Raw genomic sequence first — 13,911 nt, forward strand, 5'->3', positions numbered from 1 at the left:
CTCGGACCGACAGCGAGGCCCCAGCGCCTACCCTGGGACCGTGCCTTTCGTCGTCTACTCGGTCCTGCGCCTCGCGCTCTTCGGTGCCTGCCTCGGCCTGCTGTGGTGGGCCGGGATGCGGACCTGGCTCGTGGCCGTCGTCGCCGCGTTCCTCGCGTGGGGGCTGTCCTACGTGCTGCTCGCCGGCCCACGGGACGCGGCCGCCCGGCAGCTGGCCGAGCGCGCGGAGCGTCGTCGTGCGGCGGGCGACCGGACGGTGCTGGGGAAGCGTGCGCAGGAGGACGCGGACGTCGAGGATGCGGCCGACGAGGCCGCGCGCGAGAGCTAGAGCGCCAGCCCGAGGCCGAGCAGCACGCCGAACGCGAGCTCGAGCAGTCCGGTGCCCGCCAGGACCGGGACCAGGGCCTTCCCGCGCGCGCCGAGCAGCACCGTGACGGCCAGGACGACCGACGGCGCCAGGAGCAGCAGGACGATCAGCGTCCACGGTGTCGCGAACGCGCACCCGATCCCGCCGAGCAGCACCGGGCCGACCACGAGCACCGCATAGGCGCGTCGCGACCAGGTCTCGCCCATCCGCACGGCGAGGGTCCGTTTGCCGACGAGGGCGTCCGTGGGCACGTCCCGCAGGTTGTTCGCCATGAGCAGCGCGCACGCGAGCATGCCGACGCACACGGCACCGACCCACGCGGGCCAGGAGAGCTCGTCGGCCTGCGTGTAGGTGGTGCCGAGCACGGCGACGAGGCCGAAGAACACGAACACCCCGACCTCGCCGAGCCCGCGATAGCCGTACGGCCGCCGGCCGCCCGTGTACCCCCATGCCGCGGCGATGGCGAAGGCGCCGACGGCGAGCAGCCACCACTGGCCGGTGATCGTGACCAGGGTGAGGCCGAGCAGGGCGGCGAGGCCGAATGCCGCGAACGCCGCGGCCTTGACCGTCCCCGGGCTGGCGGTGCCGGACGCGGTCAGCCGCAGCGGCCCGACCCGGTCCACGTCGGTGCCGCGGATGCCGTCGGAGTAGTCGTTCGCGTAGTTGACGCCCACCTGCAGGGCGAGGGCGACGCCGAGCGCGAGAGCAGCGCGTCCGAGGTCGGCCTCGCCGAGCTGGGCGGCGGCCCCGGTGCCGACGAGCACGGGGGCGGCGGCGGCCGGCAGCGTCCGCGGTCGTGCACCCTGGACCCAGTCGCTGGCAGTCGTCACGTGGAGTTCCTCTCGAGCTGGCGGACGGCGAGCAACGTGGCGGCCCGACGGTCGATCTTGCCCGGGCCGCGCACGGGGAGCGAGTCCGTGACCACGAGGTGGCGCGGGGCGTGCGTGGCGCCGAGGTGCTCGGCGACGGCGGTGCGGACCTGGCGGAGCGTGGGCGGTCGGGTGCCGGAGCGGGCGACGACGACCGCGACGACGGCCTGTCCCCACTCGGCATCGGGCACGCCGACGACGCACACCTCGGCCACCCCGGGCAGGCTCGCGAGGACCGACTCGACCGGTGCGGGCGGCACCTTGACGCCCCCGCTGACCAGCACGTCGTCCGCGCGGCCGAGGACCTCGAGCGAGCCGTCGGACCAGGTGCCGAGGTCCGACGTCCGCAGGTGCCGTACCCCGTCCACCTGCACGAACGCCTCGGCGTCCAGGTCCGGGCGACCCAAGTAGCCGTCGGCGAGGACCGGACCGGCGAGCAGGATGCGACCGTCGCCGTCGAGCCGGGCGGACACCCCGTCGAGCGGGCGACCGTCGTAGACGCACCCCCCGCACGTCTCGGTCATGCCGTACGTCGTCACGACAGCGACACCGGCCGCGCGGGCGCGGGGCAGCAGGTCCGGTGCTGCCGCGGCACCACCCAGCAGCACGCCGTCGAAGGAGCGGAGCGCGTCCGTCGCGCCGGCGTCGTCGAGGAGCCGCGCCAGCTGGGTGGGGACGAGCGAGGTGTACCGCGGCCCGTCGGTGGGCATCGCGCCGACCGTCGCGCCGAACGCCGCTGCCCGGAACGGGCCGGGAGCCAGGACGATCGGGACCGTGCCGGCCAGGATCGAGCGGACGAGCACCTGGAGGCCCGCGACGTGGTCCGGGGGGAGGGCAAGGAGCCAGTGCCCGGCCCCGCCGAGCCGGTCGTGCGTCGCACGCGCCGACGCGCGCAGGGCGGTGGCCGAGAGCAGGACGGACCGGGGCTCACCGGTGGAGCCCGAGGTCTGCACGACGACGGCGACGTCCTCGCCCACGTCGCCGGACGTGGTCCTGGCCCGCCCCGGTGCGACCGCGGGTCCGGTGCCCGACAGCGCGGCCGCGAGCGCCGGGAGCAGCAGGTCCGGCCGCGCGGGAACGTCACGCAGGGGTCGGATCACCCGCTCAGCGTAGGTCCGTCACGGCGCGTGCCCGCCCGGAGCGCACATGGTCACGCCGTAGAGTGTCGCGCGGTTCACACCCGAAGGAGCACCGTGTCGCCCGTCCTCACCGTCCCGTGCGCCCGTCGGCGATCCGCTGCGATCGTCGCGCTGGCGACCGGCGCCGTCCTCGTCCTCGGCGCCTGCAGCGGGTCCCCGACCGACCGCTCGCCCGTCGCGCCGGTGACCCAGGCGCCCGTCATCGAGGCGGCGAAGGCCGCTCCGCCCGCACCGGTGGTGCCGCCCCGCTGGCCGCTCACCGGCGTCGTCGCCGCGGAGGTCGCCGTGCGCCCCGCGCTCGCGATCAAGGTCGAGAACTCGGGGGAGGCGCGCCCGCAGACCGGCCTGGACCAGGCCGACGTCGTGTGGGAGCAGGTGGTCGAGGGCGGCATCAGCCGGTTCGTCGCGGTCTATCAGTCGCAGGTGCCCGCCGAGGTCGGTCCGATCCGCTCGGTCCGCCCGATGGACCCCGCGATCGCCGCACCCCTGCACGGTCTGATCGCCTTCTCGGGTGGCCAGGCGCAGTTCGTCCAGGACCTGAAGAACGCGGGCCTGCAGACGATCAGCATGGATGCCGGCGCCGCCGGCTTCTACCGCAAGTCCGGGGTCGGGCCGGCGCCGCACAACGTCTACGGGACGCCGCAGACCTTCTGGGACCAGGCCGACGGCAACCACGCCGCTGCGCCGCCCACCCAGTTCGTGATCGCGAAGACCCCGGAGAAGGCCACCGCGGTCGTCGCCGGTGGCCCGTCGTCGACCGTGGCCGTGCACCTCTCCGGCTACTCGCGGCCGACGTGGACGTGGGACGCGGGGACCGGGACGTGGCTCCGTGCGGAAGGGTCCGCACCGGCGATGCTGCGCTCCGGCGCCCGGATCGCCGCGACGAACGTGGTGACGCTGAAGGTGCGCGTCGTGGACTCGGGCACCACGGACCCTGCGGGCAACCCGGTCCCGGAGACGGTGCTGGAGGGCTCGGGCGACGCCACCGTGAGCACCGGCGGGAAGTCGGTCACGGGCACGTGGGCGAAGGCAGGGACCGACGCGGTGCTGACGCTCGCGGCGGCCGACGGGTCGGTGCTGACCCTCGCTCCCGGGGTCACCTGGGTCGAGCTGGTCCCGGTGGACTCGGGTTCGGTCACGATCAGCTGAGAACGGCCAGGCTTCCCGGTGAGGGAGCGGTGGCATGGCAGCCTGGTCCGGTCCAGGCGAACGACGGGGGAGCACGATGACGACGACGACACGACGAGGGACGCGCAGCGCGGTGGCTGCCGTGCTCGCCGGCCTGGCCCTGGCCGTCGCCGGCTGCAGCTCGCCGCAGGAGTCCCCGCAGGAGTCGCCCGCCCCGGTGACGCAGGGGCCGACGATCGCCCCGAACAAGGCGCCCGCGCCCGTGCCCGTCGTCCCACCGACCTGGCCGCTGACGGGTGTCGCGGGTGAGCCGGCCGTGCGGCCCTCGCTCGCCGTGAAGATCGAGAACACGGCCGTGGCCCGCCCGCAGACGGGCCTGGACCAGGCGGACGTCGTCTGGGAGACCATCGTCGAGTTCGACGTGTCCCGGTTCATCGCGGTGTACCACTCGCAGGTCCCGGCGGAGGTCGGGCCGATCCGGTCGGTCCGGCCGATGGACCCGGTGATCCTGGCGCCGATGCACGGGCTGCTCGCCTTCTCGGGCGGTCAGCCGGGCATCCTGGACCTCGTCGCCGCCAGCGGGGTGCAGATGATCAGCCACGACGCGGGGGCTCCCGGGATGTACCGGGTCAAGGACCGCGCCGCGCCGCACAACGTGTACGGCACACCGACCACCTTCTGGGGCCAGGCCGACGCCGACCACCAGGCGTCGCCGGGGGAGCAGTTCACGTTCGCGCGCAGCGCCGACCGCGCGGCCGCCGTCGCGGCGGGTACCCCGGCGGGCACGCTGGCGTTCCAGCTGTCGCCCGCCTCGAGCCCGACCTGGACGTGGGACGGCGGCAGCGGCACCTGGCTCCGGTCGGAAGGTGCGTCGCCCGCGACAGCGCGCAGCGGTGCTCGGCTCTCGGCGGTCAACGTCGTGTCCATCACGGCCGACCACCCGAACACAGCCTTCGCAGCGCAGGGCGGTGCCCCCGTCCCCACCTACACGCTCGTCGGCTCGGGGGACGGCGTCATCGCGACGGGGGGCAAGACCCTGCCGGTGCGCTGGCAGAAGGACTCCGACGCCGCGCCGATGCGACTGTTCACCATGGACGGCAAGCCCGCTGACCTGGCGCCGGGGAACACGTGGGTCGAGCTCGTGCCCGCCGGCAAGGGGTCTCTCACCGTCAGCTGACCCGAACGGTTGTCCGCCCAGGGGATGATCTGTGCGGTCGGGTTGGCCACCCCAGGTCGGGACGACGACGAGCCTGCGGGCCGATGCCGGGGTGAGCGTCCTCGGCGCAGGCTCGACGCATGGCCACACTCACGCACCAGCCTCCTGCTGAGCACGACGTCCGGTCACTCGGCGCCGTCATCGCCTCCGCCGTCGTCCTCGTCGCGCTGCTGGTCGGCGCCGCCGGGGTCCTCGGTTCGGTGATCGACCTCGCCGGCTGGGCGGTGTCCGGCAGCTAGTACGCGTACGGGAAGCCCGACCAGTCGGGCTCGCGACGCTCCAGGAACGCGTCCCGCCCCTCGACAGCCTCGTCGGTCATGTACGCGAGGCGGGTCGCCTCCCCGGCGAACACCTGCTGCCCGGCCAGGCCGTCGTCCGCCAGGTTGAACGCGAACTTGAGCATGCGGACGGCTTGCGGCGACTTGGTCGCCATGATCCGGGCGTACTCCAGCCCGGCCTCCTCGATGCGTGCGTGGTCGACCACGTCGTTGACCGCGCCCCACGCGAGGGCCTGCTCCGCCGAGTACTCGCGGGCGAGGAAGAAGATCTCGCGGGCCCGCTTCTGCCCGACCTGCCGCGCGAGCAGCGCCGAGCCGTACCCGCCGTCGAACGAGCCCACGTTGGCGTCGGTCTGCATGAAGCGGGCGTGCTCGCGGCTGGCGATGCTGAGGTCGGCGACGACGTGCAGGGAGTGCCCACCGCCGGCCGCCCAGCCGTTCACCAGCGCGACGACGACCTTCGGCATGGTCCGGATCAGCCGCTGCACCTCGAGGATGTGCAGGCGCCCGGCGCGCGCCGGGTCGACGTCCTGCGCGGTGTCGCCCGATGCGTACTGGTAGCCCGAGCGGCCGCGGATGCGCTGGTCGCCGCCGGAGCAGAACGCCCAGACGCCGTCCTTGGGGCTGGGGCCGTTGCCCGTGAGCAGCACCGTGCCGACGTCGGAGGTGGTGCGGGCGTGGTCGAGCACGCGGTACAGCTCGTCGACGGTGTGCGGGCGGAACGCGTTGCGCACCTCCGGGCGGTCGAACGCGACGCGGACCACGGGCAGGTCCCTGGCGACTGCGTGGGTACCGTCGGCGGCTGTGTCATCGGGCCCCGGCCGGGCGAACCCTCGGTGGTAGGTCAGGTCGGTGAGGTCCTCGAAGCCGTCGACCGTGCGCCAGCGCGTCGGGTCGAACGTGTCGGAGACGGAGGCCGGAAGCGGGGGCAGGGTCACGGCGGCAGCCTAACCGCGTCGAACCGTTCTGGTACGCTTGTACCAGAACCGTGCGCGGGACGGCGGGGACTGCCACCCGGCGCGCACGGTGCGGAAGAGCGGTGCATCACCATGGCCTGGATCGTCCTCATCGTGTCCGGCATGCTCGAGGCCGGCTGGGCGCTCAGCCTCAAGGCGTCGGACGGCTTCACCAAGCTCTGGCCCAGCATCCTGTTCGTCGTCCTGCTCGTCGCGTCCATGGGCGGCCTGGCCTGGGCGCTGAAGACGCTGCCCGTCGGCGTCGCGTACGGCGTCTGGGTCGGCATCGGGGCGGCCGTCACCGCCGTCCTCGCGATCGTCGTCTTCGACGAGGCGGTCTCGGTGCTGAAGATCGTCTCGCTCGCGCTGATCGTCGCGGGCGTCGTCGGACTGAACCTCTCGTCGAGCGCGCATTGACGGACAGCGGTGGTGACCGGGACCGGGATGACCGTGGCGTTCGCGGCAAGGGTGCGCGGCGGCGCGACGACCTCGCTCGCGCCGCCGCGGCGCTGACTCTGCGCGACGGGCCCGGCGCGCTCACGCACCGTCGCGTCGCGGCCGAGGCGGGGGCGTCGCTCTCGGCGACCACCTACTACTTCGCGTCCCTGGACGATCTCGCCGCGGCCGCCGGGCGCGCGCTCGCCGACGAGTGGGCCGCGCACGCGCGGACGGTCCTCGCCGCGGCGCCGGCGGTGACCGTGCAGCAGGACCCGGCGACGGCGGTGCGCGTGCTGGTCGACGCCGTCCTGCCGGCCGGGGACGACACGCAGGTGCGCAGCTACTACGAGCACCTGCTCGGCGCCGGCCGGCACGCGGCGCTCGCCACCGCGTTCGCCGCCGGGCGCGGCGTGGTCGACACCGTGCTGGGCGAGCTGGTCGCGCGCGTCGGGGCGCCCACGTCGACGGCGGTGACCACCGCGGTCGTCGACGGTGCGGTGGTGACGGCCCTGACCGAGCACCGACCGGTGCGCGCCACCGCGCGTGCGTTGCTCCTCGACGCGTGGGGAACCGAGTCCGACGTACCCTGACGACGTGCCGCGCAACCCCGCTGACCTGCACGTCTGGTCCCTGCCGCTCCGGACGCGGTTCCGGGGGCTCACCGTCCGCGACGGGCTGCTGGTGCACGGCGCGGCGGGGTGGGGGGAGTTCAGCCCGTTCTGGGACTACGACGTCGCCGAGTCCGTGGCGTGGTGGCGAGCCGCTCGAGAAGCGGCCGACGAGGGCTGGCCGGAGCCGGTGCGGACACGGATCCCCGTCAACGTCACCGTCCCCGCCGTCGACGCCGAGACCGCCCACCGGATCGTGCGCGAGTCCGGTGGCTGTCGGACGGCCAAGGTCAAGGTGGCCGAGCCGGGGCAGTCCCTCGCCGACGAGATCGCCCGCCTGGAGGCGGTCCGCGACGCGCTCGGCCCGGACGGAGCGATCCGGGTCGACGCCAACGCCGCGTGGGACGTCGACACGGCGCTCGCCCGGCTCGTCGCGCTCGACCGGGCCGCCGGTGGGCTCGAGTACGCGGAGCAGCCGGTCCCGGGCGTCGACGACCTCGCGGCGCTGCGCCGACGGACGCACGTGCCGATCGCGGCCGACGAGTCGATCCGCCGGTCCGACGACCCCCTCGCGGTCGCGCGCGCGCACGCCGCCGACATCGTCGTGCTCAAGGTCCAGCCGCTCGGTGGCGTGCGCGCGTGCCTGGAGCTCGCGGAGCGCATCGGGCTGCCGGTCGTGGTCTCGTCGGCCCTTGAGTCGTCCGTGGGCCTCGCGGCCGGGGTTGCCCTCGCGGCAGCGCTCCCGGAGCTGCCCTACGCGTGCGGTCTGGCCACCGCGCAGCTGTTCCAGGGCGACCTGGTGAGCGACCCGTTCCGGCCGGTCGACGGTGCGCTCGACGTCCGACGCCCGGATCCCGACCCGGACCTGCTCGACGCCGCGCACGCGTCCGACGAGCTCACCGCCCGGTGGGTCGCCCGGCTCGCCGCCGTCGAGGCTCGGGCATGATGGCGGGCGTGACGCCGCCGCCCCTCGATCCCGACCCGGCGACGACGGCAGCCCGGGTGCTCGTCCAGACCCTCGCGACCCTCGGCGTCGAGGACGTGGTGCTCGCCCCCGGCTCCCGCAGCGCCCCGCTCGCGTACGCGCTGGCGGACGCCGCCCGTCCCGACGACGAGCGTCCGACCGGCGCCCCGCGCCTGCGCCTGCACGTGCGGGTGGACGAGCGGTCGGCAGCGTTCCTCGCCGTCGGTCTCACGCGTGCCTCCGCCCACGGCACCGACGACCAGCAGCACGCCCCGCGACCGGTCGCCGTCGTCACCACCTCAGGGACAGCCGTCGCCAACCTGCACCCCGCGGTGCTCGAGGCGCACCACAGCGGGCTGCCCCTGATCCTGCTCACCGCGGACCGCCCTCACGAGCTGCGCGGCACGGGTGCCAACCAGACCACGGACCAGGTCGGCATCTTCGCCGGCGCGGTGCGGCTCACGGTCGACCTCCCCGCCCCCGTCGGGCTGCCCGACGAGGCTCGCAGCCTGCGCCGGACCGTCTCGCGCGCGGTCGCTGCCGCGACGGGTGCGCGCACCGGGGACCCCGGCCCGGTGCATCTCGACCTCGCGTTCCGGGAGCCGCTCGTGCCGAGCGGCGCACCGTGGCCGGAACCGTCCACCGCCGGCCTCACGCTCGTGCAGGCGCGGCACGTCGCACCGACGGCCACCACGGGCGCCGTGCCGACCGTCGATTCCGCGGCACCGGCGCGTCGCGGGGGAGTGGCGACGGTGCTCGTCGCCGGCGACGGTGCGGGCCCCGCCGCGCGCCGGCTGGCGGAGGTCAACGGGTGGCCGCTGCTGGCTGAGCCCTCGTCCGGCGCCCGGGCCGGCACGCACGCGATCGCGGCCTACCGCCTCCTGCTGGCGCACCCGCGGCTGGGAGGTGCGATCCGGCGGGTCGTCGTCCTCGGTCGCCCCACCCTGTCCCGGCCCGTGCAGCGCCTGCTCGCCCGGCAGGACGTCGAGGTCGTCGTGATCGCCCCGCGCGGCCAGGACTGGCCCGACGCCGCCCGGAACGCGAGCGACGTGCTCCTCGAGCCGCCCGCGCGCATGCGGCAGGGCCGGATGCCCGCACCGACCGGGTGGCTCGACGCGTGGCGCACCGCCGACGCGGCCGCCGGCGCCGCGATCGACGAGGTGCTCGACGGGCTCGACGCGGGCCGACGGTCGCGCAGCGGGACCCGGGTGACCGGCCCGGCGCTCGCGCGGGTGGTCGCCCAGGTGACCGGTCCGGGCGACGCGCTGGTGGTCGGCTCCTCGAACCCGGTGCGGGACCTGGACCTGGTGGCGCGCTGGGACTCCCCGCCGGTGGTCATGGCCAACCGCGGGCTCGCGGGGATCGACGGCACCGTCTCCACGGCCGTCGGCGTGGCACTGGGGATGCCGGAGCGTCGCGTCCGCGCGCTGCTCGGGGACCTCACGTTCCTGCACGACGTCGGTGGACTGCTGCGCGGCCCGCTCGAGGCCCAGGTGCACCTCCAGCTGGTGGTGGCCAACGACGACGGCGGATCGATCTTCGCGACGCTCGAGCCGGGGGAGCCGGACCGGGCGGACGTGTTCGAGCGGGTGTTCGGTACACCGCACGGTGCGGACCTCGCGGCCCTCTGCGCGGGCTACGGCGTCCGTCACACACGGGTCAGCGACGTCGACGGTCTGCTCCCCGCCCTCGCGGCCCCGGGTCCGGGCCTGAGCGTCGTGGAGGTCCGCGTCGACCGTCTCGGGCGCCGGGCGCTCGGTGAGCGGCTCGCCGCCGAGGTGGCGAGCGCCGTCGAGGCTGCGCTGCCCGCCGCACCGTGACCGTCGAGTAGGTCGCCGAGGCCACCGCCGGAGCGGTTCCATCCGAAACTCGCAGCCAATTCTCAGGTTCTGCGAAGGCTCCCTCCAGCCCGGTTCGGTGTGATGTACCTCGACCAAGGAGGGCACCCCGATGACGACCACCCCTGAGAACGGCGCGAACGACCAGCCGAACGCTGCCGACCAGCACCCCCAGACGCACACGACCCAGCCGCTGCCGCGCGTCGACACGACGCAGCCGCTGCCGGTCCACCAGACCCAGCCGCTGCCGACCGCTCCGGCGCAGGCGCACCCGACCAACCCGTTCACGCCGCCCCACCCGGCCGCCCCCGCGGACCAGCGCGCGGCGTACGAGGCAGCGCAGCGCGCCGCGGCGCAGCAGGCCGCCCAGGCGCAGGTGCACGCCGACCCGTTCGAGGCCATCCGTCGCGCCCAGTGGGAGGCCGCCCAGCACGCCGCCGTCCACGACCCGGCGACGATCCAGCAGCCCGTCGGCGCGTTCGCCGGCCAGCCCGCGCCGCAGGGCAACGTCCCGACGCAGCGCAGGCGCAACCCCTGGCTCCCCGTCACCTCCGCAGCGGCCGCGGCGGCGATCGTCGCTGCTGTCGCCACCGCGGGCCTCACGCACGCGCTGTCGGACAGCGACGGCTCGATCGCCCGCCCGGCGTCGCTCGCCACCATCGGCCAGTCGAGCAACGACACGGTGCCCGTCTCTGACTCCACGTCGGAGGACCCGAACTGGGAGGCCGTCTCGAAGGCGGTCCAGCAGTCAGTCGTCGCCATCCAGGTCAGTGACGGCAACGGCGGCGGTGCCCAGGGCTCCGGCGTCATCATCGACGACGAGGGCCACATCGTCACCAACAACCACGTCGTCGCCGGCGCGGACGGCGAGGTGCAGGTCACCCTGACGGACGGGCGTCTGTTCGACGCGACGGTCGTCGGCACCGACCCCACGACGGACCTCGCGGTCATCAAGCTCAAGGACGCCCCGGACGACCTCAAGCCGTCGGCGCTGGGCGACTCGTCCGAGGTCATCGTGGGCCAGCCGGTCATGGCCGTCGGCAACCCGCTCGGCCTGGCCAACACGGTCACCACCGGCATCGTGTCCGCCGTCGACCGTCCCGTCTCGACCGCGGGCGACAGCAGCACCGAGGCCACGGTCACCAACGCGATCCAGATCGACGCGGCGGTCAACCCCGGCAACTCGGGTGGTCCGCTGTTCGACGCGCAGGGCAAGGTCATCGGCATCAACTCGTCGATCGCCACGCTGTCCAGCGAGTCGGGCTCCATCGGTCTCGGCTTCGCCATCCCGGTCGACCTGGTGAAGAACATCGCCGCGCAGCTGGTCGAGGACGGCACCGCGGAGCACGCGTTCCTCGGCGTGGGCCTGTCCGACGGCACGGCCACCGCGGACGGCGTCACGCGCCGCGCGGCGGTCGTGGAGTCCGTCAGCGACGACTCGCCCGCCGCGACGGCCGAGCTCCAGGCCGGAGACGCCATCGTCGCGATCGACGGCAAGGCCGTCGGCGGCGCCGAGTCGCTCACCGCGTACGTGCGGGCGCTCGCGTCCGGCGCGGACAGCACCCTGACGGTGGTCCGCGACGGCAAGACCCTCGAGGTCGACGTGACGCTCGCGGTGCGGCCGGAGAACGTCCAGCAGGAGCAGCCGCAGCAGGAGCAGCAGGCCCCCGATGAGCAGGCTCCCGACGAGCAGGCTCCCGACGAGCAGCAGGGCGGCTCCGGCATCCCGGACGGGCTGACCCCCGACCAGCTGTGGGAGTGGTTCCAGCAGCAGGGCCAGGGCTGACAAGCCCCTCAGCTGCCGGCGGCCGCCGGGTCGCGCCCCCACGACCCCGGCCGTCGGCACGCAGCGGCTCGTACCCCGAGCCGCGCCCCGCGGTCCGACTCGGACCGCACGCCGTCCCGCGCGCCTCCCCTGCGGGTCGGGCACGGCCCTCGGCCGGGATGTCAGCTTCGGCTGGTGTCCCGGCCGAGTGCGTACCGCATGGGGACGAGCTTGGCCTCGGACTCCGCCAGCTCGGCGGGCGGGTCGGACGCGGCGACGACGCCGCAGCCGGCGAACAGCCGGACCCGCCGTGGGTCGTCGGGGTCGATCGCCGCAGACCGCAGGGCGATGCCCCACTCGCCGTCGCCGTCGGCCCCGAACCAGCCCACCGGCCCGGCGTACCGGGCACGGTCCATGCCCTCGATGCTGCGGATGAGCTCACGGGCCGCCACGGTCGGCGTGCCGCACACCGCGGCCGTCGGGTGCAGCGCGGCGGCCAGCGCGAGCGACGACGGGTGCGCGGCGTCACCGCCGGGCGCGGTGAGCACGCCCGTGACGTCGGACGCCAGGTGCAGCACGTTCGGCAGGTGCAGCACGAACGGGACGTCGGGAACGTTGGTCGAGGAGCAGAACGGTTCCAGCGCGTGAGCTACGGACGTGACCGCGTACTCGTGCTCCTCGAGGTCCTTCGACGAGTGCGCCAGGATCGCCGCCCGGGCCAGGTCCGCCGCGTCGTCGCCGGTGCGCCGGATGGTCCCGGCGAGGACGCGCGAGGTGACCAGGCCCTTCTCCGACCGGACCAGCAGCTCCGGGGTCGCGCCCACCATGCCGTCGACGCTGAACGTCCAGCACGACGGGTACTCCACCGCGAGCCGTTCGAGGGCCCAGCGCGCGTCGACGGGGTGCTCGGCCTGGGCGTGCACGTCGCGCGCGAGCACGACCTTCTCCACGTCGCCGGCCTTGATGGCGGCGATGCCGTGGGCGACGACGTCGCGCCAGCCGTCCGCGCTGACGGCGCCGTCGGAGTAGACGACAGCGCCAGGGTCGACGGGTGGCACGCGGGGGCCGACGACGTCCGCCAGCCGAGGTGCGGCGTGCAGCCGGGCACCCGTGGTGATCGTCGTCAGCCACGTGCGTCCGCCACGGCGGCCGACCACGACCTTCGGGACGACGATCACGCCACCGGCGGCGGAGCCGTCGTCGAACGCGAACGACCCGAACGCCACCGGACCGGTGCCGGGCAGCTGGACCTCGTCGCGGACGATCGCCCGGGCGAGGACGTCCTGCCACGCCTTCTCCGCGTCGGCGAACCGATGGGCGCCACCGACCTCCACGCGCAACGTCTCGCCCCACGCCACCAGACCGTCGCCGCGCCGGACCCAGGCGAGCGGCGCCTGCGACGGCAGGAGGCCGAGCAGATCCAGGGGGTCGTGAGGGTCCAGAAGGTCCGCGGTCGTGGCTGCGCCCGGGTCGTCGAGCGCGTCCAGCGCGACCGTACGGACCACGAGCGGGTGCGGGACCGCGTCCGCGGGGGCGGAGGTCTGCGTGCTCATCGGCTCCAGCGTAGGCCTCGCCGCCGGGTCCGCCCTGTCGAAGACGCGCTGCGGACCTGCGACGATGGACACATGTCCCGTGCCTCCCTCGACAAGGACCCCCAGGACGTCGCCGCCATGTTCGACTCCCTGGCCCACCGCTACGACCGCACCAACGACGTCATCTCGCTCGGCCAGGACCGTTCGTGGCGCAAGGCGACGCTCAAGGCGCTCGACGCCCAGCCCGGGGAGACGGTGCTCGACCTCGCCGCCGGCACCGGCACGTCGGCCGAGCCGATGGCGGACGCGGGGGTGCAGGTGGTCGCGTGCGACCTGTCCGTCGGGATGCTCGACGTCGGCAAGCGCCGCCGGCCGGACCTCGCGTTCGTCGCGGGTGACGCCCTGCACCTGCCGTTCGCCGACGCGTCGTTCGACGCGGTGACGATGTCGTTCGGGCTGCGCAACGTCAACGACGTCGACGCCGCCCTCGACGAGCTGCTGCGGGTCACCAGGCCCGGGGGTCGGTTGGTGGTGTGCGAGTTCTCCCGGCCCACGTTCAAGCCGTTCCGGGCGGTCTACGAGAACTACCTGATGCGTGCGCTGCCGCCCGTCGCGCGCGCGGTCTCCAAGGAGCCGGACGCGTACGTGTACCTGGCCGAGTCGATCCGCGAGTGGCCGGACCAGCACGCGCTGGGCATGCTCATCAAGCACGCGGGCTGGGAGCACGTGGCCTACCGCAACCTCTCCGGTGGCGTCGTCGCCCTGCACCGGGGGACCAAGCCCGAAGCCTGAGGCGGATGCGTCGTCCGGCGC

At 74.8% G+C, this 13,911-nt stretch carries 14 protein-coding genes; 10 read left to right on the forward strand and 4 right to left on the reverse strand.

The genetic code is table 11. The annotated features are described in order from the left end of the window. Positions 1-40 precede the first annotated feature (40 nt). Complete coding sequence (locus tag ASG23_RS08675) at positions 41-328, forward strand: DUF4229 domain-containing protein (protein ID WP_056023230.1); 288 nt, start codon at positions 41-43, stop codon at positions 326-328. Here ASG23_RS08675 and ASG23_RS08680 read toward each other — a convergent pair. Together ASG23_RS08680 and menE are read right to left on the reverse strand one after the other, a co-directional pair. Further along, positions 325-1,197, reverse strand: a complete 873-nt coding sequence (locus ASG23_RS08680) for a 1,4-dihydroxy-2-naphthoate polyprenyltransferase (protein ID WP_056023233.1) — start codon at positions 1,195-1,197, stop codon at positions 325-327. The genes ASG23_RS08675 and ASG23_RS08680 overlap by 4 nt on opposite strands. Beyond that, a complete protein-coding gene (gene menE, locus ASG23_RS08685) occupies positions 1,194-2,336 on the reverse strand; it encodes an o-succinylbenzoate--CoA ligase (protein WP_157465593.1) in 1,143 nt (380 codons plus the stop codon). The genes ASG23_RS08680 and menE overlap by 4 nt, the downstream gene beginning before the upstream one ends. A gap of 93 nt (positions 2,337-2,429) precedes the next feature. On the opposite strand from menE, the gene ASG23_RS08690 reads away from it, so the two are divergent. The 3 genes from ASG23_RS08690 to ASG23_RS20275 all read left to right on the forward strand — a co-directional run bounded on the left by ASG23_RS08690 (position 2,430) and on the right by ASG23_RS20275 (position 4,958). Continuing rightward, entirely contained in the window at positions 2,430-3,524 is a 1,095-nt protein-coding gene (locus tag ASG23_RS08690; RefSeq protein WP_082516009.1) for a DUF3048 domain-containing protein, read from the forward strand. A 76-nt stretch (positions 3,525-3,600) separates the two neighbouring features. Further along, the gene (locus ASG23_RS08695; RefSeq protein ID WP_056023236.1) at positions 3,601-4,680 is read left to right on the forward strand and encodes a DUF3048 domain-containing protein; all 1,080 of its coding nucleotides are present in this window, start codon (positions 3,601-3,603) and stop codon (positions 4,678-4,680) included. A gap of 119 nt (positions 4,681-4,799) precedes the next feature. Next, complete coding sequence (locus ASG23_RS20275; RefSeq protein WP_200941553.1) at positions 4,800-4,958, forward strand: hypothetical protein; 159 nt, start codon at positions 4,800-4,802, stop codon at positions 4,956-4,958. On the opposite strand, the gene ASG23_RS08700 is transcribed toward ASG23_RS20275, so the two are convergent. Further along, positions 4,955-5,929 carry a 1,4-dihydroxy-2-naphthoyl-CoA synthase gene (locus ASG23_RS08700; RefSeq protein ID WP_056024467.1) on the reverse strand — a complete coding sequence of 325 codons (975 nt, stop codon included), beginning with the start codon at positions 5,927-5,929 and terminating at the stop codon, positions 4,955-4,957. The two genes, ASG23_RS20275 and ASG23_RS08700, sit on opposite strands and share 4 nt — an antisense overlap. A 117-nt stretch (positions 5,930-6,046) precedes the next feature. Here ASG23_RS08700 and ASG23_RS08705 point away from each other — a divergent pair, with 117 nt between their 5' ends. The 5 genes from ASG23_RS08705 to ASG23_RS08725 all read left to right on the forward strand — a co-directional run bounded on the left by ASG23_RS08705 (position 6,047) and on the right by ASG23_RS08725 (position 11,587). Beyond that, a complete protein-coding gene (locus tag ASG23_RS08705; RefSeq protein ID WP_056023239.1) occupies positions 6,047-6,370 on the forward strand; it encodes a DMT family transporter in 324 nt (107 codons plus the stop codon). Then, positions 6,367-6,981, forward strand: coding sequence for a TetR/AcrR family transcriptional regulator (locus tag ASG23_RS08710; protein WP_056023242.1), 615 nt, complete (start codon positions 6,367-6,369; stop codon positions 6,979-6,981). Before ASG23_RS08705 ends, ASG23_RS08710 begins: the two co-directional genes overlap by 4 nt. 4 nt (positions 6,982-6,985) lie before the next feature. Further along, positions 6,986-7,945 carry an o-succinylbenzoate synthase gene (locus ASG23_RS08715; protein WP_056023245.1) on the forward strand — a complete coding sequence of 320 codons (960 nt, stop codon included), beginning with the start codon at positions 6,986-6,988 and terminating at the stop codon, positions 7,943-7,945. Beyond that, entirely contained in the window at positions 7,942-9,783 is a 1,842-nt protein-coding gene (gene menD / locus ASG23_RS08720) for a 2-succinyl-5-enolpyruvyl-6-hydroxy-3-cyclohexene-1-carboxylic-acid synthase (protein ID WP_056024470.1), read from the forward strand. Before ASG23_RS08715 ends, menD begins: the two co-directional genes overlap by 4 nt. Positions 9,784-9,913: 130 nt before the next feature. Beyond that, positions 9,914-11,587 (forward strand): S1C family serine protease, encoded by a 1,674-nt coding sequence (locus ASG23_RS08725; RefSeq protein WP_056023248.1) that lies wholly within the window; start codon positions 9,914-9,916, stop codon positions 11,585-11,587. 161 nt (positions 11,588-11,748) lie between these two features. On the opposite strand, the gene ASG23_RS08730 is transcribed toward ASG23_RS08725, so the two are convergent. Continuing rightward, positions 11,749-13,119: an isochorismate synthase gene (locus ASG23_RS08730; protein WP_056024472.1), complete on the reverse strand. Its 1,371-nt coding sequence runs from the start codon at positions 13,117-13,119 to the stop codon at positions 11,749-11,751. A gap of 72 nt (positions 13,120-13,191) precedes the next feature. Here ASG23_RS08730 and ASG23_RS08735 point away from each other — a divergent pair, with 72 nt between their 5' ends. Then, positions 13,192-13,890, forward strand: coding sequence for a demethylmenaquinone methyltransferase (locus ASG23_RS08735; protein ID WP_056023251.1), 699 nt, complete (start codon positions 13,192-13,194; stop codon positions 13,888-13,890). The last annotated feature ends 21 nt before the right edge of the window (positions 13,891-13,911 follow it).

This window comes from Cellulomonas sp. Leaf395 (genome assembly GCF_001424125.1).
Classification (GTDB): Bacteria; Actinomycetota; Actinomycetes; order Actinomycetales; family Cellulomonadaceae; genus Cellulomonas.